Source organism: Cerasicoccus maritimus (genome assembly GCA_031296935.1).
GTDB lineage: Bacteria > Verrucomicrobiota > Verrucomicrobiia > Opitutales > Cerasicoccaceae > Cerasicoccus > Cerasicoccus maritimus.
Map to the genome: position 1 here is coordinate 30349 of JAVDPD010000034.1, position 23572 is coordinate 53920.

Below are 23572 nucleotides of genomic sequence, written 5' to 3' on the forward strand. Positions count from 1 at the left end.
CTACAGATCGCCCAAGAGCCCAGCTCTGGAAATTATACCGATTCCCAACCGTATTGAGACTTAAAAAGAACCCAACATACGGAGGATTTAACAGGAAGATCGGAAAGAGCGGGAAGCAGCAAGAAACTTCCCGTTCTTTCCGATCTTCCTGTTTGAAATTAATTTCATTACACCAAGTGATACTGCGAAACTCTCAAATCTTTTGAGAAATGTTATCTCTATTCAAACGGGTATACCTTCCCCCAGTCCTTTTGCATATCGACGATTAGCCAGCCGCGCTGCGGGCCTTCATCCAGACCACGACTCAACTTACCCACATGCGAATCCCGGTCGTAGGCCCATTCACGCTGGGCATCAGTGTGATGCACAAGCATGCCGAAGCGTGCTCCCTCTCCCGATGTGGTGTATTCGAGCATTTCAAAATCTCCGTCGGAGTTGCCCGCAGCAAAAATCGGGCGACGCCCAATGAATTGGTAAATCCCCACTGGCTTACCGGCTTGGTCATCAATCAATGCGATCTCTGGCTCTTTGATGATGACGGGCTTGCCAGCATGCACTTCGTATTTCGCCTTGAGCGTAGTGCCCACCACTTGCTCAGGCGGAATACCGTAAGTCTCTTCAGCAAAGACCCGTAGAAAATCAATGCCTCCTCCAGAGACGATGTAAGTCTTGAAATCGTTGGCCCGTAAGTATGCCAACAACTCCAGCATCGGCTGAAAAACCATCTCTCTATAAAGCATGCCGGTTTGAGGGTGTTTGGCGGTATCCAGCCAATCCCGTGCGGATTGCTCAAACTCCTCCGCAGTCATGCTACTATGGGCAACGAGGGCCGCCTCTAACAACGCTTCCTTCTTCGCCGAAAGCGCTGACTGATAATCGCCTTTGAGGATGGACGCGTAGGGCTCCTGTGTTTGCCACTCAGGATGCTCAGGGGCCAGCTCTCTTATTTGGTCGAAAACAAAGATCAGCTGAAAATAGACCGGTTTTTCCGACCATAGACAGCCATCATTGTCGAAGGTAGCGATGCGCTCTGCCGATGGGACGTAATTCGGTGATTTCGGATCGGTCACCTTGTCGACAAAGCTGATGATCTCTTGCTTGACGGGTGTGTTATTCCACGATGGAAGTGGGTCCGCACAAAGGCAGGCCGTGAGTCCGAGAAAGAATCCGAGCAATTTCATGACTTAAAAAATAGGCCGCACTCGTGACGAGATACGGCCCAGATTGAATTTAGTGGCTGATCATTCCCCGCTTAATTTGCTCTTCAATCTTCTTGAGATTGAAAGAACCAGGCGTTTGGCTGGGCGGATATTCCTGAATGGTCTTCAGGAACTTGGCTGCCTTTTGCTGCATGGGAGCCAGGACGTAAGCGCGATCCAAAAACCAATCATTGTAGGTATTGGAGTTGTGCTGGGCGCGCTCGTAGGGGTCGCGTCGCAGGTTAAACAGCAGCGGCACACGCAACTCAGTGAACGGCTCACGCCAAACACCAAAAGCCACACCACGGTTTTCCAGGAAGACCGCCTTCCATGCGTCGTATCGCATTGCGACTACGTTGCCATCGTCATTGACGTAGATAAAGTCATCTCTGGCGGACTGATCGGTCTTGCCCATCAAATAATCCGACTGATCCATACCATCAATGTAGTTGCGGTAGCTGCGGCCATTGAGCTCTACACCTTCCAGCAACTGCTGCTTAATGTCCGGATTCCCCGCAATCGCCGCAAAAGTAGGCAGCCAGTCTTCGTGGGAGGTAATTCCAGTCAGCCATTCGCCTTCGCGGAATTTACCCGGCCAACGAACGAAACACGGCACGCGGTAGGCACCCTCCCAGTTGGAATTTTTTTCCGAGCGAAATGGCGTCGTGCCAGCATCAGGCCAGGTATTGTAATGTGGGCCATTGTCCGTGGAATACTGGACAATGGTGTTTTCGGAGATACCAAGCTCGTCCAAAAGGTCTAGTAGCTCGCCCACATGCATATCGTGCTCGACCATACCGTCTGAATACTCGTCGTTCTGGCCCGAAATGCCACGGTGCTCTTCTTTTACATGGGTACGGAAGTGCATGCGCGTGCCGTTCCACCAACAGAAGAAGGGCTGGCCCGCCTCATGCTGGCGCTTGATGAAGTCCTTGGCGGCAGCGAGGGTTTCCTCGTCAATGGTCTCCATACGCTTCTTGGTCAGCGGTCCTGTGTCCTCGATACTCTGGCCCCCCTTACCGTCGGCCTTACACTTCAGGACACCACGTGGGCCATAGACGTCGATAAACTTCCGTCCATCGGCGAGGACCATATCGCGTGGATAGTCTTCGTTTTCGGGCTCTTCCTCGGCGTTCAGGTGGTAGAGGTTGCCCATAAATTCGTCAAAACCGTGCATTGTAGGCAGGTGCTCGTCGCGGTCGCCCTGGTGGTTTTTGCCAAACTGACCAGTGGCGTAACCGAGCGACTTCATCACCGTCGCAATGGTGACATCTGTTTTCTGCCAGCCTTCTTTTGCGCTGGGCAAACCAACCTTGGTCATGCCACTCCGAACCGGGACAGAACCCGAGAGGAACGCTGCCCGACCGGCAGTACAGGATTGTTGGCCATAATAATCAGTGAAGCCAATGCCTTCACTAGCGATACGGTCGATGTTGGGCGTCATGTAGCCCATCATGCCGTGACTGTTATAACTGATATTGGTGATGCCAATGTCGTCGCCCCAAATAACGAGAATATTAGGTTTCTTTGTATCTTGGGCGGATGCGCAGAGCGCAGCAAAACCGACGCATAGCGCCAGCAGCAGGGGTTTAGTGCGTAACATAATGTATAGAGTAGGTTAACGTGGTCTTAGACACTTCACGTCATTAAGACATGTACAAACTAATATACACCAAGAAGGAACTAAAGCCAAATACACAGAAAACTTTATGGCTACCTAATAGCCTAGGCATGACTCGCCACGCCAACCTATCTGCCATTGACCAAAGGAGCTGCCTCTCAGTGGTCGTAGCGGTGCCTAGTGACCGGCTGGAGCCTCTAGGTAGTGGCCCTCGATCAATGCATTGTAGCCGGCATATTTGTAGAGTTCGTGCAAGGTCGGCATGTTGTAAACACGGTTGATTAACGTTTCCAGCGTGCTGTGGTTGTCAACGACAGCCATACCATAGTGAACGAGCTCTGTGGCGATCTTGCCAAAAATATGCACGCCCAGAACCACTTGGCTTTCCTTGTCGACGACCAGCTTGAGTATTCCATTTTTAACGCCCATGATCTTGCCGCGAGGCATGTCTACATAACGCGCGCGACCGACAATGACCTCATGCCCCTTGTCCTTGGCCTCATCTTCAGTCAGGCCATAAACACTGACTTCTGGAATGGTGTAGATGCCATAAGGAAAATGCTCCGTGAGCTTCACCTGGTCACCAAAACCAAACATGTGGGAGACAGCCACCCGCCCCTGGTCCATTCCCGTGCTGGCCAGCGCAGGAAAGCCAATCACATCGCCCACGGCAAAAATACTGGGCACAGCCGTACGGTATTCCTTGTCGACGACGATGTTCCCACGCTTGCCTAACTCCACGCCGACATCTTCCAAACCCAGCTTGCCAGATTGACCAGAGCGACCAGCTGCATAGAGGAACATGTCCGCCTGAATCGGATCGCCGTCCGAAAGCTTGGCGTGGACGTTATACTCGTGCTCGTCGGGCAGAATCGTCACCTCGTCGATACGCTGGTTGAAAATAAACTCGATGTTATCGCTCTTCATGCTCTCCATGAGCATGTCGCGGATCTCGGGATCGAGGAAGCTGAGGATGTCCGGGTGGCTGTTAACCAGCTTAACCTTGACGCCCATGATGCCAAAAATTGTCGCGTATTCGCAGCCGATTACGCCCGCCCCTACAATGACGATAGACTTCGGGATGCCTTTGATGTTTAAAATTGTGTCCGAGTCGTGCACGAACTGACCGTCAAACGGGATGCCTGGCGGGTGAAATGGATAAGAGCCAGTGGCGATGAGGATAAAATCTCCTTCGATCAGGTCATCATCTTCACCTACAATCTGCACGCGATTCGGGGAGATGACCGTGCCCGCTCCCTTGTAGATGTCGATATTGTGAAGGAGAAAATTCTTCTCAATGCCGAGCTCCTGCGAGTCCTGCACTTCATTTTTACGGAAAAAGAAGTCTTCCGCGTTGGCCGCATGCTGGAGCTCCTTGTCCACGCCCCAAAGGCCGGTTTCATTGCGGCCCGAGTAATACAAGGCGGTTTCCTTGAGTGTTTTGGACGGCAGCGTGCCGGTATTGGTGCCCGCTCCACCGAGCATGGACTCCTTTTCCACAACTGCGACGCTCTTGCCGTGGTAGGCGGCTTTCATCGCTGCTTTCTCCCCCGCGGGGCCCGATCCGATAACAATCAAGTCGTATTGCTTCATAGCTTACCCAAACCTATAGCACATCCTTGGCTCATGGGAAGCGCAAGCTGCCAAAATCAGCAGATTTTTTCATTCCCGTGCAATTATTCGTCAACTAGCCACCAAACCGGCAGAATTGACGCCAGCTCTGCTCCCCGACTACCTTGGACAGCAGCCGCTTGCCTACTCCTGGCAAACGAGCAAATGGATGTCGCGGGCAACGGGGCGCTCGCGTCCAACAAATCGCTCATCTACTGCCGAATTGATGTTGGTATGCAGGTCTTGCAGATCAACACCAGAGGTGTAGATGTTTTCAAAGTGGCAAGTGGCGGTGTATTCGCCATCCTTGTGTTGCTTGACTTCAAAGATGAGTCCCATGATTAAATTAGCCAATATAGGGAAAAAAACGTATGATTTCAATTATGACTTCGCCGTAGCAGGAAAGTTTCTTATTTTTTTACACAATAAATTAAATCCCCTAATATAAAACATAAGCTAGAGCGCAATGGCATCATTCCCCAAAGGAAAACAGCCCAAAAGCCGACCCACGCGCACCACTATAGTGCGTATCCTCACGGCAGTGGCAGTCATCTTGGTGATCCTGCTACTGCTCGATAAGCTCGCCCCACTGCTGCCCCAAGCGGAAAAATGGATCGAGGCACAGGGCATTTGGGCGCCGGTATTCTACATACTGCTCGTTGTTTTACTCACGCTGATTTGCTTTCCGATGGACGTGCTCTTTATCGCAGCCGGGATGATTTTCGGGCTCCGCTGGGGGGCTCTGTATCTAGTCATCGCCACCATGCTCAGCCAGGCGATTATCTTCCTCGTGTCGCGGCACCTCTTGCGCGCGAAAGTAGAGCGCTGGATGCGCAACAAGCCCAAAATGCAAGCCATCAACCGCGCCATCGAGCTGCGCGGCGCGCGCCTGCTCTTCCTGATCCGCATGGCGCCGGTGCCAGCCTCCCCGATCAGCTACTTGATGGGCGTCAGCAAAATGCGCTTCGACCACTTTCTAATCGCCACCCTCGGTATCATTCCGGTTTCTTTTGCATCGATGTATTTTGGCTACGCGGCAATCCACTTCGCCCAAACAACGGATCACCCCAAACACCACTTCGACCTCCAAGACTTCGCCATCTACGCTGGCTTGGCACTAGCCATCGCGGGCTCGGCTTATATTGGGCACACCGCGCGGAAAGCCCTACAGCAGGCCGAAGCGGAGCTTAAGGAGAGCAAAGTAAAAGAAGGCGACGAATAGCCTGAAACCGCTTCTGGAAAGATTGGTGAAATTGGCAGCATCACTGGGTGAATGAAGATATATTTCAAGCAGGAAGATCCTTCCTGCATGCTGAGTTGTATTAATGTCTCAGTGCAATTGAGGATCGGCACGAGGACATGCCAGGCGAGACTCTGGCGGCCTCCATTATTCACGAAACCGCACGTGGATTTGCTCGCATTTAAGATTAATCGCAGTGCCCTTTAGACGGTCCTTTAATAGCTGAAATCAGCATAGTCGAAGAAGTAGCCTACGTTGTCTGGATCGTCGAAGGGAGGCTCGATAGGCAAATACTCCAGCGAGAAAAAACGGCGGTCCTCCGGGCCAAGCGTAGTCTGGGTGGTCATGTCCGCATCGTCGCCGTCGAAGTCAGACCCCAACGTATTCCAGTTGGAGAGGTCGTCGCTGTAAAACCACTGATAATTCAGGCGTGCGTTGGTTGAAGCGACCAGCTCCACCAGGCCGGGCGTTGGCTCGGGCTCGACTGCGGTGTCCGGGCCGGGCTTCAGCTTGTATTCCAGCCACTTGAGCACTTCTTCGCGGCAAAGGCGCTTGGCCTTTTGATCGGCATTTTCGGCGTTCGTATTCCAATCGATCTCGTCCGCAATGGTCTCCAAGTCGAAGGAGTGCTCCACGTGGTCCATGATGTAGTGATGCTGTAGCGGATCGTCTACGCCCTCAGCCTGAGCCTGGAGGCTCGAAGAAGCCAGCTGCTTGATCGGGTAGAGGTTGCCCGTCATTGGCAAAACATCGGAGTCACTCACACCTAGGAGCGAGTCGTCCGTCCCGTGAAACACGAGCGCCTGCATGCGACGGTCGATCATGTAACGACCGGCCGCCACCGAGCTTGCCTGTCCATGATAGCCGTAGTGAGAACCGCCACCGTAGTAAAACGCGCCAAACTTCGGGAACGGCAAGCTGTCCGGAATGCGCACCGGGCTATCGACTACTTTAGTGGTAGTCTCCTCCTCATATTCCTCGGGATCGGTGTCGGGAATCTCCACGAGATCGATGTAACTCACTTCATAAGTGCCGAGGTCCACCGACACATCGAGCACGGCGTTCATCGCCGTCTGCGCGCCGTGGGAGAAGCCCATCAGGCCGATGTTGTCGGTGTCCACATCGCTGCGTCCAGCCAGGTAGGTCAACGCGGCGACGACATCCTTCGGGCGCTCGTAATTAGGCGAACAGAGATCGTCATCGACAGCGGAATCATAACTCGGGCGGCGGCTACCGTAGTTGGCCGGGATGCCGCGCGGATTGTAGCTATCGACGAGCAACGCGATGTAGCCCATGTCAGCCAGGAGCTCGCCCCACTGCTCCAGATGCGAGAGCGGGCCGTTGGCAATGATGTCGTTCGACCACATGCCACCGGAACCGTGAAGCAGAATCACCGTCGGATACGGGCCATCAAATGCATTCACATCGGGCACGTAAATTTGCCCCGCCAGGGTCAGCTGGTTGGGGTCGTTCGGATAGCCATTGAGCGCGGACAGCGCCGCAGTCGGGGTCGGTATAACCTCCCGCTCCAAATCTTCGGGCATATCGAAGAACACAATCTCGGTGGTAAAAGCCGCCTGAACGGCTGTAGCAGTCAACAAACATACCGACGCCAATGCGCCGCGAAAGAACAGTTGTGAGGGCATAGTTGCAGAATAAAAACTAATAACCTTAGCAAAATTTGTTACTTTCGACAATTCAACGTCTAGTGACCTCCCACCTTTACCAATTCGTTTACAAGCCGCGATCCGAAGAATCGCGGAGGAGAAAGGAAAAGGATTTAAGAAAAAAGCGGAAACGCACAGCGACGTCCCAAAGTGCTGGAAAGTCGCTTGCAAAAAGCATGCATCGCGCTGCGTAAACCGTTGATTACCAGCATCCATTATTATTGAGAGCCACTCACTATTAATATTCTATTGTTCAGTATTTTTCCTTGCGAACGAAGCGATGCATGATAGTGTTATTTCTATCACTTAAAGGTAGGGCGCAGTCTCCAGACAAGCCGCCCGGTGGAGTGGTATTTGCCAATGGCAAATCTAACGGTCCAGCAGGATGCTGGCGGCTTGTCTGGAGACTGCGTCCTACCTTTCCACTCAACTTTTAGAACTCTACCAACTCATGAACTTCCCTTAGCCACTCCCCCTCCCCGGCCTGCCTGGAGTCGCAGCGCCACTGGAGCCGTTTTGACGGGAGCACATTCGCGGTAAAATCCATCCGCGACGCCCCCAGGCTTTAATGCAACCTTGGTTGCCCAGCGGCAAGCGGACCATGTCACGGGCAGGCCGCGCCCGAGCCCACACGCCACGCAAACATGCGCATTGGCGACGGCCGTTTTCCGCCAGCGATTTCCCACACCGGAAGCCGCCTTATATTTTTGTTCCTTGACGTAAACGGCCGGAATAATTGAAAAGGGTTGTTTTTAGGGGTGAAATGGGTCGGCTGCGGGCTTTCTGAGGTAAGGGTGCAGGTGGGCTGCGGATGAGCTGCGGCGGTGCTACAGTTGGCTGGCGTCGCGGAAGGCTTGGTCGATTTGGGCGGAAGTGAGGCCGAGGGCGGAGCCGATTCCGTCGACGAGCGGGTCGTCGCGTTCGTAGATCGTGGCGTACTCCCAGGCGATCTGCGCTTCGGATTTGCCTGGCTCGGGCATGGCGTTGATCACGGCGTCGACATCGTGGCCCTCGGCATTCAGCCAGAGGCGCAACTGGCGGACGGTGACTTGTGCCGGTACCGGTAGCGCCACATTCGGGTCAGGGACGCCGATTAGCGCGGCGGCCTCGTCGATCTGAGCTTGGGTGATATCCAGCTCGTTGACCATACGTTCGCCAGCCTCGTCGGTGGTGAAATAGGTCAAAGTGAATGTGTTGGCATCCCAAGACCCGCTAGTGGCGCCCTCCAAAAGCTCGATCGGCGGCGACAAACGGGAAAAGGGAATGCTGTAGGTGCCGCCCTTGCCGGTTTTCTTAAAGTGGAAGCCGTGTTCGTTGACGGTGTGCAAAGTGGTCATTATTTAATCCTCATGAGTAAGACGGTTACATCCACCTCCGTGGCGTCGGAGTCGGTCGTGCAGCTAAGCGCAATATTACGCCGCGATGTTGTGTTATAATTAGCTGTTAGCGGAAAAGCCGTGCGGCGATCAGCCGTAATCGTAAAACCAGTGGGTCCCGTTCCCATGGTGAGTGCATTAACACCGCCTCCTTGCGTTGTTTGGACCTCCAGATCAGATGCAGTAAAAAATCCTGAATTGCTCGTAGTTATCGTCGCATAATACGGCATGCAGTAACCGGGGTATAAATCACGGCTCCCATCGATTATTTCCTGAGTGCCAGAACCTCCATTGTAAGCATCCACAGAGAAATCCCGAAGGTAGCCTAGCTGTTTTTCGACTAGGTGTGTCCAACCAGTTAACGTCTCACTCAATAAACCGTCGTTGTAGTTTTTAGTCAGGTCGTGGATCTGGTAGCCGATGCCTTCATCCATTGGATAACCTGCAACTAATCCAAGTTGTTCTACCTGAATATTTTTCACATAGAACACGTCACCAGTCGAAGTTCCATTTGCGATGAGTCGGAGTTGTGCGGTTGCGGCAGCGGCTGGCAGGATGCCCGTAACCGTGGTCCAAGCGTCCTCGGTCGGCGCTGCGTCCACGGTGACGACTTGGGACTGATCATCAAATTGAACCGAGGTTATCGTTCCAGTATTCGAGCTAGGGATGTAGTAATCGAATGTCGCTCGGTAAAAACTGCCGATAGCGAAAGTGCTTCCCTTGCCTGCTTTCACAAAGCCGTCGCCATCATCAGTCATTTCAAAGGTGTCGTTTTCTCCACCTATCGAATCGATGTCGCCAGCGATAGTTCCATTCACTGCACCAAAGCCATCTACACCCGCAGAAAAATCCGAGGTGTAGGTAGTGTAAGCGGCATACTCCGGATGCGCCGCGTAAAACGCGCCCAGCCCGCTCTGGTAGAGTTCGGTGACTTCGCTGGTATCCAGCGCGATATTCCAGAAAGCTACTTCAGAATAAGCCGCGTTCAATTCGTCGGACACTACCCCATAGCCGCGCGCTAGCGAATCAAGCGACAGCTGCGTAAGTCCCGAAGCATCGACCGAGGAAAACGCTTCGCCATTACGATAAATCGTCAGCGTATCGTCATCGCCCCAGACGAAGACAAAATGCTGCCATTCGTTCGTATCGACAACCCCCAACGTTGCGCCAGTGAAATTCCGCACGGTAGATGCGTTGTCGCGAATCCGAAAATAATCGACCACGCCTCCGGGCGAAATCCAAGGGCCGCTGTTGGTTAAATTACCAAAAAGGCTTCGGTTCTGGTCGGCCCCAAGGTCCGCCATCCGCACCCAACAGGAAATCGATGTGCTCGTAGTGAAGGTGAAAGTCGGGAAATTGAAATAACCAGCGCTACCATCGAACTGCACCCCGGCGCGAGGTGCTCGGCTCTTGGACAAGCGATCCAAGGCAGCCTCGATGGCGTCGATTTCGGCTTCGGTATTAAAGAAGGACTCAAGCGCCGTATCTAGAGCATCAGCCCAGGTCGCAGCGGAAAACCCAGAGAAGCCGGTTGTTGGATCAGCAGCGAACGCATCGCTTTCGCTGTCGTGGTAGAAATAATCGCCCAGGGCAGACTCCAAAAAATCGGCCCAGTTAAGCGGATCGGCGCTGGAGGTCGTCGGGTCGTCAAACTGTTCGTTAATCTCGGTTTTCGTGAAGTAAGTCGCGCCGAGATCGTCGGCCACTTCGCCAGCGATGTCGGCCGCATTGGCGCTCCAGATATTCGTCGGGAAAGCCACCACGCCCGAGCCGTCGACCACTACCGGGTCGTAGCTGCTGGTGGGCGGCATGTATTGGGCAAACGCCAGCAGCGGCGAAGCCAGGAAGGCAAGAATCGTGAGTTTGTTCATGGTCAAAAAAAGTTAAGCTTCGCCGACGTCAGCGATGTGCAGGCGGGCGGGTTCGGTTCCGTTGTTGGTGTAAACAAAGAGGTCGTGCCAAAGGCCGGTGTCCGGATCCACGAGCTGGAACGCCTTGCCGTTTTTGACCCGAAGGTTTGCGTCGGCGGGCGCCTTCTGGACGTAACGGGCGTCGCTGGTTTCCTTGTCGTAGTATTCGACGGCCGGCTCGGGCGCATCGCCTACGCTGGGCACGCCCTCTTCGGCAAACGTCACCAGGCCGGCTGCCAGGGGCACGGTGCGCCCCGGGTCGTCGTTGGTCGTGGCGTAGATCGCCAGCCAGCGGTTGCCGGCGGAAACGTTTTTCGTCTGCGCCCCCGTGAAGGCAAACACGACGTGGGCGTCGTCTTCCGCACCGGCGTCCCATTCCTCCGAAGTCAGCGCGGCGTTCAGATCGGCGTTGGCCACCACGAGCTTGAGCAGCGGCGCGTCTGCTTCGTCCGGAGCGTAGCGGCCAGCGCGGGGCAGCTTCACTTCCAACGTGATCGATGAATAAACCGAGACGTCCAGGAGAGTGTCGCCGTGAAACGCTCCCCCTTCGAACTGCAGGTCCATGCCTCGGGCGATCTGGGGCGTGGAGTCGCTGCCCGTGGCGAGCAGGTCGGACAGATCGGCAAAGGGGTTGCCCAAGTCTATTTTCAGGCGGATGCGTTGGCGGCGGAAAGCGGTCATGTTCAGGCGTCAATGTTGTTGCGGATCACGACCAGGAAGCTTGGCCGGAAAATTTCGGAGTTATCGCCGGCGGCAAACTTTACCTGGACGCGGGCGCGAAAGCCTTCGAGCAGCTGCTGGTCGTCGAGCGCGATCGCTGCGTCGAGCACCGCGCCCGATATATCCACCGTGCCGACAAACCGGGTGTGTCCGTCCTGCCCGGCCTCGGCCGTGAGGGCCAAAGAGAAGAGCTCGCCAGCGACGAGGCCATCGTAGCGCTTGGCGCTGAGCGTGGCGGTGTAGCCGTCGGGCAAGCCCCGGGTGTCGAGCTCAGTCCCCGTGGAGCGACACGGGTAGAGCTCCAGCCGTCGCTTATCGCCGAGCACCCACAGCGGGTTGGCGTCCAGGTAGGACGCATCGCGGCGGCCGGTGAATAACCGGTTGTCGGAGTTGGCATCGAGATCGAGCCAGATGGAAAGCGGCGCGGCAAAACCCATGAGGCCCGCAGCTTAGCGTAAACAACGCCCAGCGTCTAAGCGCCCTGGCCATCGTGGCCACGGCGGGCAAACTTTCGGCCGAGCGCGTTGAGCTTGTTGCGGCGCTGCGCACACTTGCTGTCCGGCCGCAGCGCTCCCGCGGGATCCAGGCAGGACAACCGCAGCGCTTTCGCAATGGGCTTGGCGATTTTTTCCACAGTGTCGCCAAGGCCGAGGTGCCCCTCAGCGCTCGCGGGTGGCTCTGCCTCCCGCCTCTCCGATGCAACGGGACGTTGCTTGACGCCGGCGGCTTCGGCGCAATCCCAGTGCCAGATTAAGTCGGGTTTTTCAGGCCAGAGCTTTTGGCGGGCGTGGCATTGGTTGCCACAGAGCGGACAGAAAAACTTAGCCATAGCTGATGGGGGCTGGCGGGATGACTTCGATTGAGCCTTCGTAGTGGTTGCGCTCTTCGCCGTCGCCGACCTCAATCCAAACTAGCTCATTATCCCCAGCCTCGATGATGGTCCAATCGTCCTGCGTCTTGTTCGACTCACCCTCATCAAAGCTCAGGCTGACGTTCATCGGCGTACTACTCAAGGCACCTGTTTCGAGGTTCATGGTGTATTTGGTGAGCGCGAAGGTTTCCGATTGCGGTGCCATGTCGGCAGTCGGCGCTTTGGGCAGATAGCCCCGTAGCTTGAAACGAAAGCGCGAGCGATTGTAGCGCAGCTCATCGGCCGAGAGGAAGCGGATGCTGGCGGGGTTGCTGTTACCGCCCAATGCATCTGGCAGGGTAAAGGCACTGCCGCCATTCCAGTCTCCTCCTATCAGGTCATCCACTTCGGCCTTCAACGCGGCCGTGGTGTATTCCTCACTCAGCGAACAAGCGATGTTCTCGTCGATGCCGTTGCGGGTCCGGACAAACTCACGGGCCGTGGCGCTTTCGGTGGTTGGCGTGGCGGGTCGTCGGCCTGTATTGGGCTCATCGGTGGCTGGCTGGAATATTGTGCCCAACGGCCAGTTGGCCAGCTCGTTGGCGGTTCCGTAATCGTCGCTGAACTCGTAGACGTCATCCCAAAAATCTTCCGCATAGTAGCGCTCGCTGTCGTAATCGGTGGAGGGCGTTCCCGCCCAACCTCCGGTGATCGTTTCGCGGCGGTAGATCCTGGGCGGGGAACTCGGGGTGTAGCCATAGATGCCACGCTTCTGCGCGCTGCCGCCCTGATGCTCGACCGCGAGTGAGGCGCTGCTTGTTACGGCCACGCCGACTACGCGCACGGCGTAATCCTGATCTGGTGCAGTAACGGTGTACCAACCAGTGCTCGCTTCGTACTCGCCGGGGTTGGCGGTGACAGTGGCGGTTTTCTCAACGTAGGTGTAGGTGTCTTCTTCCTCTTCGCCCTCTTCGAGGTCCGCCTTGTAAGTTCGTTCGCGCCAGTTGATCGTAAAACTCGTTGCCGACTGGATGTCATATCCACCCAGTGCGATGGTGACACGGTAACGAAATTCCTGCTTGGAAATCTGAGTATTATCTAAGATCAGGTCGGAGTGCTCATTGAGTGCTATCGAACTGCCGTTCGAGAAGTAATTCAGCCATTGGGCGTCGGAATTGGCCTCACAGGCGGCCACGCGGATTCCCTGTTGTGTCACGTTGGCAGTGGCGATGGTAACTTCGTCGGCGGCTTCGGCCACGGCAGCCTCTTTCAATTTCACTGTTTGCTTCAGGTCTAAAAGCAAAATCATTGTGGCTTCAGGCGTAGGGTAGCTAGCCACGATGCTGTTGGCCTCGTCACTCAACGCATCGCGCTGTGCTTCCAGCGCCGACTGCTCGCCCTCGGTCAAGCCATCGTATTCGAGCTGATGCAGGATCTTGATTCGCTCGTGATCCTTCGCCATCACCTGCGCGCGCTTGGTGTCTAGCTCGGCAATCTCGCTGTTCATCTGGGACTGGATCGAGGTCAGCTCAGCCTGCGCTTCGGACAGTTCGTCGTTGGCTTCTTCGAGGGCGGCCTGGGCAACTGTCTGGCTGGCCTGAGCGCTAGCGAGACCAGCCTCTGCATCTGCCACGCGGTAATCGATTTAGGATTGGTACGATGTGGAATCTAATTCCCACGACGGATCAAGGTCTTCCAATGTAGCATCGATGTGCTTGTGCTTATGGATTTTCTGGGAGAACTGGCGGGATACCGCATGTGCTGCATCAATCGAAAGGTAGGCACAAGCCAGCAGGTCCTCGTCCACCAAGCTCTCAACATTGGCCAGTGTGAACTCACTGCTAAAGGTGGCATCGTCGTACCCCCATCCGGAAGTATTCAGAAGCTGACTGGACTCATCCTCAGAAAAACTATCCTCACATCCTTCGGAGCAGTCGCCACATTTATCACATTCATTTGTTTGGGTCTCGTGATAGTAGCGATGGATCGGTTGGTTTGACGGGAAATAGCCTCCAAATTTTGGGGCATACCTAAAAATGCCAGTTTTGCTATAACTGTAGCTCCCTGCGGAGTCTTCACCGCCACATGTCCCATCGGTTCCGATGGATGTTGAGTTGGCATAACTGCGCGAGATAGCGGTGTAGCCTTTGGTGCTGTCGCGATCATTAATTAATTCCTGCGATTCAGCAATAGTTGACGTAATGTAGCCTGTCCCACTGCCACTACAGCTACCAACGCCCACACGCAAAATAGGGTATTCGCTATCATCGGTTTTAAGGATTGAAACCTTGCGAAAGTAGTCGCCAGACTCATCCCGAAACCTTGCTTCTGCGCACTAGCGCTGCGGCTCTGGTAAACCACCGACACACTCGGAACGCATGCACACTCGCATGGCTGCACTCCACGAATGAACGCTGGGTAAGCCAGCGCCGCGCCAATCTTGGCATAGCGTGGAACGTCAAGAGCTGGCAGAATCTCAGGCATTGATAATTCTGGCGCTGCGGTAAACCTCGTCACAGGCCGGATCGGTCACGGTGACTTCGACCGCGAGGTTTTCTTTTGCTGCCTGAAAGACTTTGGTTACTGTCGTGTTCGATGAATTAAAGGAAAACAGCCCCGCATACAGCTTCGTTGGAATGGTGCCATCATTGGCCGGTGCTGCGGTAGTTGGGATTGTGGCCCCACTCACCAGTAAAGCACTCACAGCATCCCCACGCTGATCAACAGTGACCTCAATCCAAACCCAGTGGCCCGTTGCGTTGGCAGAGAGCGCCAACGCGGCATTCCAATTCGACGCCAGGACGTGCCCATTGACGGTGCCTGGGATCAGCCGCACATCGAGGCCGTCGAAGCTGTAGGGCTTCCAGGGATGATCGTCAGCTTTGTTTCCACCGCTCTTTGGAATGTTTGCCAAATGAGGAGTCCAGCCATTCGAACCACGATGAATAATAATATCCGGTCCGCTAAGGGGGCGTAGCGATTTAAGAAATCGAACAACATCCCGGCCCCAGGTTGCAAGAACCTGCTTGCCTGCTTGTGGTGTGTTTGGAAGTGGTGCGCTCATTAGCTGTATGTTTCTTCATCCCAGTATTCCGCACCGGTCCATTCTTCGACACGATCCCATACATCAATTTCGCCAGGATAGATAATGCGATCGTCGGTTTTGAGCCATGCGTAATCGCTCGTTCCTGATGGTGTGTCTGGTGGATTTTCAATTTTGCCGCCACCAAATGTTTTCGGCTTAGTTGGGCTGCCCGTGCGCTGAGTCACCACCGGGGCAAATAAAATATAGGTGCGCTGACCACGCCGGCGTTTTGTGTAGAGTTCTTCAGCAGCAGATCCAGCTTCGAATGTTTCGCTGTTTTCATCTTCAAGCTTACGCTCAATGGCCGCCAGCGATTCGGCAGTTTGCTCCTTGGCGCCACCTGCTCCTGGGCGGTAGCGAGGATGCATTTCAATTTCCCGTTCGATCTGTGTCAGACCAAATTCAATGCGAACATTATTCCCATCCGAGCCCCCAATCGTAATGCCACTGCCTTGCTCAACCAAGTTGACGATCAGCTCACCAGAAGCGCTATCTTCCCCTTTTGTTAGCTTGCAGGTATTCACGAGAAAAAGCCCATAGAGTTCACTGATGTCCTGCATCACGGCGCCGCGCACTGGCAATTCTTTGAGCAGCGATTGATAAGGTCCAGTCACCCACCGCTTAACCAAACTGATTTCGCACCATGCCACAAACCACGCCAGTCATTCAAGGGGACGGAACCGTTATCTGGGGCTCCGGCAACGCGCACAGCACCGGCCTCATTGTTAGCGGCCGCAAGCTCCGCACTGCCGACACCAAGACAATCCTGGACAACAACGGTTTCACCAAAAGCAAAGTTTGGTTCAACCACCGCAACGAGTGTGAGTTCGAAGCCATCGTCCAAACCGCCGTGCCAGAAATGGAGACCGGCGACGCGATCACGATCGGCGGCGTGGCGAGCTGTATGGTCGACGACGTCGAAGAGATGTGGCGCAACAACGAGGAGGCGAAATTCCGCGTCCGCGCCACAGCCTACGACGGCATCACGCCCGCCGCTTAACCGCTAACTTTTCGGAACCATGCCTAAGCGACCCACGAAGAAAAAAACCAAGCCCGCCTCGAAGTCCACCGGATGGACGCCCGAGCAAATTGCCGGCGCCCTGGAAGCCCGCGACAAGTTTAGCCAAGCCACGCCTGGCGCCGTGCTCGACGCGCTTTATCCGGAAGGAATGAAAATCGGAAACCGGGCTGTCATACCGCTGACAATCGCCAGCTACACTTTCCTGGAACGCATTGGCAACCCGATTACGGATCCCGCCACGGCCAAGGATAAGATGGATAATCTACGGTTGATGGAGCTTTGCTTTGTGCTGACTCGATCAGTTGCTGAAAGCCGCGAAATTTGGGCCGAAGGAACCGAAGCCTGGGAAGACGCTGTATTTGCCTTTGGTGAAAACCTACCACTCGAAGCAACACAGGAACTTGGCTTTAAAATTGGCGCCATCATCAAACAAGCGACCGCAACCGTGATTAATTCCCGCCCGCCGGGAAACCAAGAGGCGGCGTCGAAAAAGAAGCTAGCTTCGGCGCCGCAGCAGGAAATGGGCTCGGCTGGGTCGTCACGCTCTTAGACACACTTTTAAGCGAATACGGCTGGACGCTCGATTACGCTGACGGCCGCAACCTGACTGCCGACGGCGACGGCGGTTGCTCGCTTGCCCAGGCGTTTATGCTCTTCGCCAGCGCGAGCCTCCGCTACGGCAACGAGGCCGCAGGCCCAACCTATCTGGAAAAAGAAATGATCAAGGCCCTGCGCCAACCAAGCAGCTCGCCCGCCTGGGCGTGACCAGACCATGAACCTCTTCGCTACCATGACACTCGACGCCGACCGGTTCAATGGACCGATGGGGCGCTCTGTCTTGGGGCTGAATAGTTTAATGGGCGGCCTTCGTGGCATCATTGCGCCGCTCGCTGCAGTGACAGCCGGAATTGTGGGAGCGGCAGGCGCGGTCGGGCTGCTGCAAAAGTCGAGCAGTGAAGCTGCCGGCATTGAAGACCTGCAAACTTCCTTTGTTACCTTACTGGGCAGCGTTGGCGATGCTCGTGATCGCATCAGTGAATTGGAGCAGTTTGCCGCATCAACACCGTTTCAAATCCAGGGCATTGCAGCGGCTTCGCGTACTTTAGAAACGTTAACGCGTGGATCTTTGTCGACGGGGGATGGCTTGCGGATGGTCGGTGATTTGGCGGCCGCCACGAATCAGCCGTTTCAGGATCTCGCGGTCCACGTAGGCCGCCTTTATGACGGCCTACAGTCCGGCCGCGCCGTGGGCGAAAGCCTGTCTCGCCTACAGGAGCTCGGCATCATCAGCGGGGATGTCCGCGGCGAGATCGAAGTACTACAAAAAGAAGGCGCTAAGGGGGACGAGGTTTGGGGCGTAGCTGCCGCCGCATTCGGGCGCTTTGCCGGCGAAATCGCCGATCGGGGAACTTCAATGGGCTGACCAGCAGCTTGGACCTCGGCCCAGACTTCGGCGTCTTCCTTGCCGTCCTTGTCGTCATCGAGCGCCTGGCGGATGAACTTGCCCGGGAGCAAGGCGGCAATGTTCGTCATCGTTACGTATTCAGTGGCCATGGGAAAAAGTTGGTTGAGTTGGTTGGTCCCTATGACGGCGAAGGCCTATCCTGACCTCCGCCGCCGGTTTGGGAACCACGGTAGAACAAATTCGGTTGAAGGTTAGGCAGCGGTGGAACCGTCGGAGCCGTAGGCGAGTTCGGGGAGACCGTAGCCGTAGCCCGCGCGCTTATATGCTTGGTAGAGGAACTCGTGATTCTTGAAGACGTGGTCGCTTTCCGGATCGTCGAGGGCGAGCAGGTCGACCGGCTTTTCATCTTGGATGATGATCGGCTTGAGAGGCACGCCCACGTTAGCCTGGGCCACAGCATTGACCGCGGAATTAGCGTAGCGGAAAACGCCTGGAGCGACGACGACATCAATGTCGCCGGCTGCCCCGTCGGCGTTGAGCGCGTCGAATTGAGCGCGGCCGATCACGACGAGGCCGGCGGTATCGGAGGCCGGATTGGCGCGGCCGTTGGCGTCTTTAGCGACGAGCACGCCGGAATAGATCGCGACCGCTGCGGCGACCGGGAAGTTGACGGATTTACCGCTGCGTTGCGGTGCGTCGTAAGGTTCAGAAGCTGGAGGCATGATGTTTTAGATCGGTGTTAAATTTAGTATTCTTTCGCCTCCAAAGCCCGGCGGGGAACTCGTCCCGTCGGGCTGGAAAGTCGGAGGCCGGAAGCGGTTAGCCGTTGTATTTCTTCCAGTCGTCGTCGCTGATGTTCAGCTGACGCTTCACCTCGGCTTCGCTGGAGTCGGTAGCGCCGACGCCTGCGGAGGCCAGGGCCTTGATGCCGTCGGGCGTGCGCTTGTCCATCGGGACTTGGTCGGCGGGTAGCTCGGCGACGAGCGCCTTGAAATCTTCCAGATCCAGCTTGTCGGCCGAGAGCGGCACGATTTTGCCGTCGCGGATCGCCTGCGCCTTGAGCACGTCGCGTTCGCGGGTGTCGGCGGATTTTTCCAGGGAGTCGATGCGGGCGGCGAGCGCCTTTAGGTCGCTGTTGCCTTTCTCCTCCGGAGTCTTGGTTTTCTTTTCGAACGCCTCAATCTTGGCGGCCAGGGCTTTGACTTGACCGGCTTCTTCGCGCAGCTTTTCCAAATCTGCAGTGAAGGTTTTCAGGGACGCGTCAATCGCTTCTTCAGTGGCGTCGGCCTTCAAGCCGAGAAGTTGGATAAGGTTGGTTTTATACTTCATGGTTAGATTTGGATTTTCGGTTTCAAAGGGATCAGCAGAGTGCAGCGATAAGCCACGGACTTCGCCCTGGCGGCAAAGCGCCGTGCTGTGGAGGAAGATCACCTCGCCGGCGTCGTTGTCTTTGATGGCGGGGCTGAGATCGATGTAGTGGCCACCCTCGACCATCTCGCGGCCTTCCTTGGTCCACTCGATGTCGTCATAAACAATACCTTCGCCCTCGACGACCTTGACGCTGGCGTAGGCAGCAACCTTCACGGGCTCGCCCTTATAGAACGGCGTATCAGGCACACTGTTATGATTGAAGTCCAGGGCGACGCGGTCGAAGTTGACGAGCGCCTGGTTGGCGGGCAGCTGGGCCAAAGTCGTCGCGTTAACTTTCAGGATCTTGCCGCCGTTTATCTCGTTGTCGCCCCAAGGCATGACGACGAGACGCTCCGGAAGTTCTTTAACTTCAGCGTCGGTAAGGCTGCGGGATCGGAAAGTGCGAATCATCCCCGCCAGCATAGCGGATTCGCCTACTCCCGTCTAAACACCCTGGCCATGGTGGCCACCCCTGCACGAAAAAGGGTTAGGACAATTTTTGTCCTGACGAAAAAAACACTCAGCGCAACAACACCGCCAGCTGCGCCTGAGCAGCAGCCTTAACACGGCGGTGGGCTTCGGGGATCATGCGCTCGCCGCGGAATGGGAAGTACGGACGCGCCGGGATCCCGCTACCGTAGCCGCTTTGCTTCTGGCTGCCAAACTGATGGACGGCCGCGTAAAGCCGATCCGTGCCGACGACTGCTTTGCGTCGATCGACTGACACCAGGCGAATGCTTTGGCGGAGCGCCGTGGTTCGCTGCAGGTTGCTGGGGGTGCCGTCTTTCTTGTTGGGCCAGCGACGCGCCCGGGGCACGAGCTCGCTGAAAGTCTGGACGGTGTAGCTCTGCAGCGTGACACCCATCACCCGCAAAATCGGCGTAGGATCCTCAATAGCTTTCGCTTTGCGGCGAAGCCCTGGCGACAAGGTATCCTGGATGATGCGCAAGCTCATGCTTCGTCTCTATCAAAAATCGAGCGGTATTCCTGGGGATCGGCGTCGGTGATATCGAGCACCTTGCTGCGGCGGACAAACTTCTCGGCCTCTTCGCGAGTCATGCCGGAATCGACGTGAGCCTGGATGAGCTCCTCGCGTGCCTGTTGGCGTTTTGCTTCGACTGACAGTTTATCGTTCATTGAGCCATCCTCGTTTTGAAAATAGATCGTCCAGGGCTTCCGCGATCTCGCCGAAATCTTCATCGGGCCACTGAATCAAGTTGCGGTACCGGAATGGATATTCGCGATTGAAGTTTAGTTGCTCGAGCAAAATCGGCGACTTCGATCGAACCGCAATCCACTGGCTATAGCTGCGGGCAAAGATTTCGGCCTCGCTCATATAATAAGCGATCTTCTTATCGGGGATCATGAAGTCGCGCAGCTGCTGGTCGAAAGCTTTCAACGTGCGATCGCGTTTCCAGATTTCACGGAGCGGCGCGAGATCCTCGCTGATTTCGGATCCCATCTGCAGGCCACTGCCCCAGGCGCGGTGATCCAGCCAGTGGCCGATCTCGTGAACCAAAGTAAAGTGCGGGTCGTCGACGTTGTTGATGTTGAGCTTGAGCTCGTTGAGCAGGCGATTGTAAGAGCCGTCGTAGTCGGGGTGATCTTCCGGCAAGACGGGCAGTCGTGGCAGCGGGCCGTCGTCGTGGACTTGGTCGATCGCCGCCATGGTTTCGTTGATTTCTTTGATAACGCCTGGCGCGAGATTCTTGGGCTTGAGTTTGGGGCCCAGCGGACGGTGCGCCCGGGGGAGCTCCTCGCCGCCCAGCCATTGCCAGACAGATGCCTCTCCCTTGAGCCCGGGCAAGTTGGTTCCCCGCGCCCAGTTTTCAAACTCGCCAAAGACCTCGGGATCGTAGCGATCGCGGATCATGCTCAGCGGCATCCGGAGATCACCAGGGGTGCCCGGGCCGGAGCGGCCGCGTTCTTCCGGAGCGCGCACGTCGAACACTTCGCCCGGGCCACGGACAAACCGGCCGGAGCGCAGCTGCGAGCGCGCCGTTTCATCGAGCACGAGCCGGCGATCGGGCGGGCGCTTCTTATCGGCCTTGCGGATTTGATCGGCTTCGTATTCCGAAATCTGCACCACCTGGCAGCGGCAACCCCAATCCCAGGGCGGCATGTGTCGCTCCCAAAATGGATCGTCAACGGGCAACACGATGCCATGCAGCGCGGCGTGATCAGGGCGTGTCCGGGCGTCGTTGGTGGCGATGTAGCGCAGGTAAGGCAGCGCCTCTTTCGTCTGTTGAATTGTTTCCCACTGGCCAACGCGGTAAGCCTGAAAGCCATGCATCCGCATCAGCAGCTCGGCGCGGCGATTGGCGCCCTGGGCGTCGAACCACGGGCCAATGTCTTCCAGGATACCAGCCTTGATCTTATTCCAATCCCCGCCCCGCGGCAGCTCGGCAATGCGATCGCGAACCGTCTGCAGCACGTCGGCCGACTCAATGCCGGTGATCGTGAAAGCCCGCGCCTGCACCTCTGGCAACAGTCGATCGAAGATCTCGCGCGACACGACAGGCTTGTCCGCAATGAACTGCGCCGCCTCTTCGTAAGGCGTCGGCGTTAGCAGGAACTTGGAAGGTTTGGCCATGACTACTGACCGCCTCCTTCATAGTCTTCGCCACCTAGTTGGCGAAGTTCTGAATGAGCTAGTATTGGCAAATCAGGGAGCTCAAAAACTTCGTTTGGTGATAACGGTCGAACAATTGCACTGGCGATGAAGGGAATGGTTTCCGCATCATCGCTCAACGCCAATGGCACAATTCCATCAAGGACAGTAGATAAAACAGTGGTGCGATTTCTTCCATTAATAAGCTGAAAGCCGCAATCACACTCCGATTCGGTTAATTCGCCAATATAGAATAGTGGCGGAGTCACAGCTGTATTAAACCATAAGTTTGCGTAGGCAGATTCCAAGATGTTTGGATCTAAATAGTAGGTCGACAGCTTCCAGCGTGGAATGAGCTCATTCCAGTCTACCAGATAGCCCTTGTCTTCATCTTCCCATGTTAGCGTTACTTTCATACTTTGAAATTGAGGTTAAGATTTTTATGCCGCTACGGAGCCCCTGCAATTGGCGGCAAAATTATTTTCTGGGCGAACCCGTGCCATCGGCAGGGCTCGGACTTGTGGAAATTCTTGGCGATTTTTGGAATCCTTTTTCATGGGCTATTCTCCAATGGCTTTGTTGTAGGCCTGCTTGTTTTTCGCGTCGTCCCAAAACTCGGGGTTTTCCTGGCAACGCTTCATGTGATCCCAATAGCTTTCCAGCGAAAAGATCCAGCAGCTCGGCGACACGCGGGCGCCTTCAAGGAAGCCGGCAATGATGAGTCGCTTGAGTGTCCGGTAGCGGATGCCGAGCTGCAGCTCGTGAACTTCATTCAGCCGCGGCCAGCAACCGTGGATCCTCGCCACGGGCCGATAGGTGCCATCGCCAACTGGTTGCCAGTCGGCCACCGCGACGCGGGGAATGCAATCCGCCGGCAGGTCCACCACGCGCTCCCCTGGCGCCGCAGCGACAGTCTGGCGGCCGTCGCTCCCATGGATCGGGACGAGCGCTCTAGATTCTCGCGTAGTTTTTGTTTGCTGTGACATTTTGATAAGACCGATCTAAGGCCGCGTTGCTTGCCGTTATGTAAGGAGAATTATGTTTGAAGATATTGGAGCCAATTTTGCCAGAACCGAGGCCGTTGAACGCGGGATGCTTTATCCCGAACCGCCCAAGGATTGTTTCGAAGACGACTTAATGAAATGCGAAGCAGGCAACTCTGCCAGAGCTGCCATGGCGACAAATCTGATGAATCTTTGCAGGAATGTGAAGGAACCCCTTCGTATCATGCTGGATGGAGCTTGGGGAAGCGGTAAGTCTTGGTTTCTGGATAGATTGGCTGACGACTTTGAACAAAACGCAGAGGATTTCATTACAGTGAAGATCAATGCCTGGAAAATCGATCATGCAACAGATCCATTTATGGCCTTTGCTAGTGAAATCAGCGAACAAGTTGAAGTCTTTCAGGATGAAGTGAAGTGGGCGATGAGTCGTATCATTAAGGGGATCTATTATGCTTCCTCGGTTAGTGCAGGCTTCTACAGATTTGATCCAGGTAAGTTTGCGGAGAAGATGGATGCGAAAGACGACTTTTTGCAGGAGGGAATTGATACGTATCTGAAGACAACTAGAGCACGCGATGAGCTCATTGCTGCATTTAGCAACGTGCTGAATGGAGAGCTTGAGATGAAACTTGTTATCTTTATTGACGAATTGGATCGGTGCGAACCACGGTTCGCAATTACCCTGCTGGAAAGGGTGAAGCACTTTTTCGAAGCCAGAGGAGTTGTAGTGGTTGCGGCGGTCGATAAAATACAACTTGAGCACTGTATTAAAGTGAAGTAGTTACGAGGCAATCTGACAGTTGTGTGATAGACCATGGATTATCAGTCTGGTCCTAATGCAA

The 23572-nt window shown here is 55.5% G+C and carries 27 protein-coding genes; 6 read left to right on the top strand and 21 right to left on the bottom strand.

What is annotated here, in order from left to right:
* Positions 1–218: 218 nt before the first annotated feature.
* From RBB62_RS17875 to RBB62_RS17890, 4 genes are all read right to left on the bottom strand, one after another.
* Entirely contained in the window at positions 219–1181 is a 963-nt protein-coding gene (locus tag RBB62_RS17875) for an HAD family hydrolase (RefSeq protein ID WP_309400560.1), read from the bottom strand.
* A gap of 49 nt (positions 1182–1230) precedes the next feature.
* Positions 1231–2802, bottom strand: a complete 1572-nt coding sequence (locus RBB62_RS17880) for an arylsulfatase (protein ID WP_309400561.1) — start codon at positions 2800–2802, stop codon at positions 1231–1233.
* A gap of 195 nt (positions 2803–2997) precedes the next feature.
* Positions 2998–4413: a Si-specific NAD(P)(+) transhydrogenase gene (sthA, locus tag RBB62_RS17885; RefSeq protein WP_309400562.1), complete on the bottom strand. Its 1416-nt coding sequence runs from the start codon at positions 4411–4413 to the stop codon at positions 2998–3000.
* A gap of 162 nt (positions 4414–4575) precedes the next feature.
* Positions 4576–4770, bottom strand: a complete 195-nt coding sequence (locus RBB62_RS17890) for a hypothetical protein (RefSeq protein WP_309400563.1) — start codon at positions 4768–4770, stop codon at positions 4576–4578.
* Between the two features lie 127 nt (positions 4771–4897).
* Here RBB62_RS17890 and RBB62_RS17895 point away from each other — a divergent pair, with 127 nt between their 5' ends.
* Positions 4898–5653, top strand: coding sequence for a TVP38/TMEM64 family protein (locus RBB62_RS17895; protein ID WP_309400564.1), 756 nt, complete (start codon positions 4898–4900; stop codon positions 5651–5653).
* Between the two features lie 233 nt (positions 5654–5886).
* On the opposite strand, the gene RBB62_RS17900 is transcribed toward RBB62_RS17895, so the two are convergent.
* From RBB62_RS17900 to RBB62_RS17945, 10 genes are all read right to left on the bottom strand, one after another.
* Positions 5887–7317: a dienelactone hydrolase family protein gene (locus tag RBB62_RS17900; protein ID WP_309400565.1), complete on the bottom strand. Its 1431-nt coding sequence runs from the start codon at positions 7315–7317 to the stop codon at positions 5887–5889.
* Between the two features lie 848 nt (positions 7318–8165).
* Positions 8166–8675 carry a hypothetical protein gene (locus RBB62_RS17905; protein WP_309400567.1) on the bottom strand — a complete coding sequence of 170 codons (510 nt, stop codon included), beginning with the start codon at positions 8673–8675 and terminating at the stop codon, positions 8166–8168.
* Positions 8675–10585: a LamG-like jellyroll fold domain-containing protein gene (locus tag RBB62_RS17910; protein ID WP_309400568.1), complete on the bottom strand. Its 1911-nt coding sequence runs from the start codon at positions 10583–10585 to the stop codon at positions 8675–8677. Before RBB62_RS17910 ends, RBB62_RS17905 begins: the two co-directional genes overlap by 1 nt.
* Before the next feature lie 12 nt (positions 10586–10597).
* Positions 10598–11305, bottom strand: coding sequence for a hypothetical protein (locus tag RBB62_RS17915; protein ID WP_309400569.1), 708 nt, complete (start codon positions 11303–11305; stop codon positions 10598–10600).
* A 2-nt stretch (positions 11306–11307) separates the two neighbouring features.
* A complete protein-coding gene (locus tag RBB62_RS17920; protein WP_309400570.1) occupies positions 11308–11670 on the bottom strand; it encodes a hypothetical protein in 363 nt (120 codons plus the stop codon).
* Positions 11671–11816: 146 nt separating this feature from the next.
* On the bottom strand, positions 11817–12173 hold the full coding sequence (locus RBB62_RS17925) for a hypothetical protein (RefSeq protein ID WP_309400571.1): 357 nt from the start codon (positions 12171–12173) through the stop codon (positions 11817–11819).
* Positions 12166–13827 (bottom strand): hypothetical protein, encoded by a 1662-nt coding sequence (locus RBB62_RS17930; RefSeq protein WP_309400572.1) that lies wholly within the window; start codon positions 13825–13827, stop codon positions 12166–12168. The genes RBB62_RS17925 and RBB62_RS17930 overlap by 8 nt, the downstream gene beginning before the upstream one ends.
* Positions 13828–13839: 12 nt before the next feature.
* A complete protein-coding gene (locus RBB62_RS17935) occupies positions 13840–14436 on the bottom strand; it encodes a hypothetical protein (protein ID WP_309400573.1) in 597 nt (198 codons plus the stop codon).
* A 234-nt stretch (positions 14437–14670) separates the two neighbouring features.
* On the bottom strand, positions 14671–15258 hold the full coding sequence (locus RBB62_RS17940; RefSeq protein ID WP_309400574.1) for a hypothetical protein: 588 nt from the start codon (positions 15256–15258) through the stop codon (positions 14671–14673).
* Positions 15258–15893, bottom strand: coding sequence for a hypothetical protein (locus tag RBB62_RS17945; protein WP_309400575.1), 636 nt, complete (start codon positions 15891–15893; stop codon positions 15258–15260). The genes RBB62_RS17940 and RBB62_RS17945 overlap by 1 nt, the downstream gene beginning before the upstream one ends.
* A 29-nt stretch (positions 15894–15922) precedes the next feature.
* On the opposite strand from RBB62_RS17945, the gene RBB62_RS17950 reads away from it, so the two are divergent.
* From RBB62_RS17950 to RBB62_RS17965, 4 genes are all read left to right on the top strand, one after another.
* Entirely contained in the window at positions 15923–16279 is a 357-nt protein-coding gene (locus tag RBB62_RS17950) for a hypothetical protein (protein WP_309400577.1), read from the top strand.
* A gap of 19 nt (positions 16280–16298) precedes the next feature.
* On the top strand, positions 16299–16850 hold the full coding sequence (locus RBB62_RS17955) for a hypothetical protein (RefSeq protein ID WP_309400581.1): 552 nt from the start codon (positions 16299–16301) through the stop codon (positions 16848–16850).
* Between the two features lie 222 nt (positions 16851–17072).
* Complete coding sequence (locus RBB62_RS17960) at positions 17073–17723, top strand: hypothetical protein (protein ID WP_309400583.1); 651 nt, start codon at positions 17073–17075, stop codon at positions 17721–17723.
* Positions 17724–17731: 8 nt separating this feature from the next.
* Positions 17732–17908 (top strand): hypothetical protein, encoded by a 177-nt coding sequence (locus tag RBB62_RS17965; RefSeq protein WP_309400585.1) that lies wholly within the window; start codon positions 17732–17734, stop codon positions 17906–17908.
* Between the two features lie 48 nt (positions 17909–17956).
* On the opposite strand, the gene RBB62_RS17970 is transcribed toward RBB62_RS17965, so the two are convergent.
* From RBB62_RS17970 to RBB62_RS18000, 7 genes are all read right to left on the bottom strand, one after another.
* Positions 17957–18427, bottom strand: a complete 471-nt coding sequence (locus RBB62_RS17970; protein WP_309400586.1) for a Mu-like prophage major head subunit gpT family protein — start codon at positions 18425–18427, stop codon at positions 17957–17959.
* Between the two features lie 97 nt (positions 18428–18524).
* A complete protein-coding gene (locus RBB62_RS17975) occupies positions 18525–19526 on the bottom strand; it encodes a phage protease (RefSeq protein WP_309400587.1) in 1002 nt (333 codons plus the stop codon).
* Between the two features lie 109 nt (positions 19527–19635).
* The gene (locus RBB62_RS17980) at positions 19636–20070 is read right to left on the bottom strand and encodes a phage virion morphogenesis family protein (protein ID WP_309400589.1); all 435 of its coding nucleotides are present in this window, start codon (positions 20068–20070) and stop codon (positions 19636–19638) included.
* Positions 20067–20252 carry a hypothetical protein gene (locus tag RBB62_RS17985; RefSeq protein WP_309400590.1) on the bottom strand — a complete coding sequence of 62 codons (186 nt, stop codon included), beginning with the start codon at positions 20250–20252 and terminating at the stop codon, positions 20067–20069. Before RBB62_RS17985 ends, RBB62_RS17980 begins: the two co-directional genes overlap by 4 nt.
* Positions 20242–21708: a phage minor head protein gene (locus tag RBB62_RS17990; protein WP_309400592.1), complete on the bottom strand. Its 1467-nt coding sequence runs from the start codon at positions 21706–21708 to the stop codon at positions 20242–20244. Before RBB62_RS17990 ends, RBB62_RS17985 begins: the two co-directional genes overlap by 11 nt.
* A 2-nt stretch (positions 21709–21710) precedes the next feature.
* Positions 21711–22142 carry a hypothetical protein gene (locus tag RBB62_RS17995; RefSeq protein ID WP_309400594.1) on the bottom strand — a complete coding sequence of 144 codons (432 nt, stop codon included), beginning with the start codon at positions 22140–22142 and terminating at the stop codon, positions 21711–21713.
* Positions 22143–22286: 144 nt separating this feature from the next.
* Positions 22287–22712: a hypothetical protein gene (locus RBB62_RS18000; RefSeq protein WP_309400595.1), complete on the bottom strand. Its 426-nt coding sequence runs from the start codon at positions 22710–22712 to the stop codon at positions 22287–22289.
* 52 nt (positions 22713–22764) lie between these two features.
* Between RBB62_RS18000 and RBB62_RS18005 the strand changes: the two genes are divergently transcribed.
* On the top strand, positions 22765–23511 hold the full coding sequence (locus RBB62_RS18005) for a KAP family P-loop NTPase fold protein (protein ID WP_309400598.1): 747 nt from the start codon (positions 22765–22767) through the stop codon (positions 23509–23511).
* The last annotated feature ends 61 nt before the right edge of the window (positions 23512–23572 follow it).

What these genes read in the sequence shown, in the direction of transcription:
- RBB62_RS18000 (WP_309400595.1), bottom strand. Translation starts at nt 22,712, where the DNA reads ATGTCACAGCAAACAAAAACTACGCGAGAATCTAGAGCGCTCGTCCCG.
- RBB62_RS17940 (WP_309400574.1), bottom strand. Translation starts at nt 15,258, where the DNA reads ATGAGCGCACCACTTCCAAACACACCACAAGCAGGCAAGCAGGTTCTT.
- RBB62_RS17905 (WP_309400567.1), bottom strand. Translation starts at nt 8,675, where the DNA reads ATGACCACTTTGCACACCGTCAACGAACACGGCTTCCACTTTAAGAAA.
- RBB62_RS17955 (WP_309400581.1), top strand. Translation starts at nt 16,299, where the DNA reads ATGCCTAAGCGACCCACGAAGAAAAAAACCAAGCCCGCCTCGAAGTCC.
- RBB62_RS17915 (WP_309400569.1), bottom strand. Translation starts at nt 11,305, where the DNA reads ATGACCGCTTTCCGCCGCCAACGCATCCGCCTGAAAATAGACTTGGGC.
- RBB62_RS17925 (WP_309400571.1), bottom strand. Translation starts at nt 12,173, where the DNA reads ATGGCTAAGTTTTTCTGTCCGCTCTGTGGCAACCAATGCCACGCCCGC.
- RBB62_RS17960 (WP_309400583.1), top strand. Translation starts at nt 17,073, where the DNA reads ATGAACCTCTTCGCTACCATGACACTCGACGCCGACCGGTTCAATGGA.
- RBB62_RS17970 (WP_309400586.1), bottom strand. Translation starts at nt 18,427, where the DNA reads ATGCCTCCAGCTTCTGAACCTTACGACGCACCGCAACGCAGCGGTAAA.
- RBB62_RS17875 (WP_309400560.1), bottom strand. Translation starts at nt 1,181, where the DNA reads ATGAAATTGCTCGGATTCTTTCTCGGACTCACGGCCTGCCTTTGTGCG.
- RBB62_RS17910 (WP_309400568.1), bottom strand. Translation starts at nt 10,585, where the DNA reads ATGAACAAACTCACGATTCTTGCCTTCCTGGCTTCGCCGCTGCTGGCG.
- RBB62_RS17890 (WP_309400563.1), bottom strand. Translation starts at nt 4,770, where the DNA reads ATGGGACTCATCTTTGAAGTCAAGCAACACAAGGATGGCGAATACACC.
- RBB62_RS17995 (WP_309400594.1), bottom strand. Translation starts at nt 22,142, where the DNA reads ATGAAAGTAACGCTAACATGGGAAGATGAAGACAAGGGCTATCTGGTA.
- RBB62_RS17950 (WP_309400577.1), top strand. Translation starts at nt 15,923, where the DNA reads ATGCCACAAACCACGCCAGTCATTCAAGGGGACGGAACCGTTATCTGG.
- RBB62_RS17880 (WP_309400561.1), bottom strand. Translation starts at nt 2,802, where the DNA reads ATGTTACGCACTAAACCCCTGCTGCTGGCGCTATGCGTCGGTTTTGCT.
- sthA (WP_309400562.1), bottom strand. Translation starts at nt 4,413, where the DNA reads ATGAAGCAATACGACTTGATTGTTATCGGATCGGGCCCCGCGGGGGAG.
- RBB62_RS17985 (WP_309400590.1), bottom strand. Translation starts at nt 20,252, where the DNA reads ATGAACGATAAACTGTCAGTCGAAGCAAAACGCCAACAGGCACGCGAG.
- RBB62_RS17980 (WP_309400589.1), bottom strand. Translation starts at nt 20,070, where the DNA reads ATGAGCTTGCGCATCATCCAGGATACCTTGTCGCCAGGGCTTCGCCGC.
- RBB62_RS17990 (WP_309400592.1), bottom strand. Translation starts at nt 21,708, where the DNA reads ATGGCCAAACCTTCCAAGTTCCTGCTAACGCCGACGCCTTACGAAGAG.
- RBB62_RS17895 (WP_309400564.1), top strand. Translation starts at nt 4,898, where the DNA reads ATGGCATCATTCCCCAAAGGAAAACAGCCCAAAAGCCGACCCACGCGC.
- RBB62_RS17900 (WP_309400565.1), bottom strand. Translation starts at nt 7,317, where the DNA reads ATGCCCTCACAACTGTTCTTTCGCGGCGCATTGGCGTCGGTATGTTTG.
- RBB62_RS18005 (WP_309400598.1), top strand. Translation starts at nt 22,765, where the DNA reads ATGTTTGAAGATATTGGAGCCAATTTTGCCAGAACCGAGGCCGTTGAA.
- RBB62_RS17975 (WP_309400587.1), bottom strand. Translation starts at nt 19,526, where the DNA reads ATGATTCGCACTTTCCGATCCCGCAGCCTTACCGACGCTGAAGTTAAA.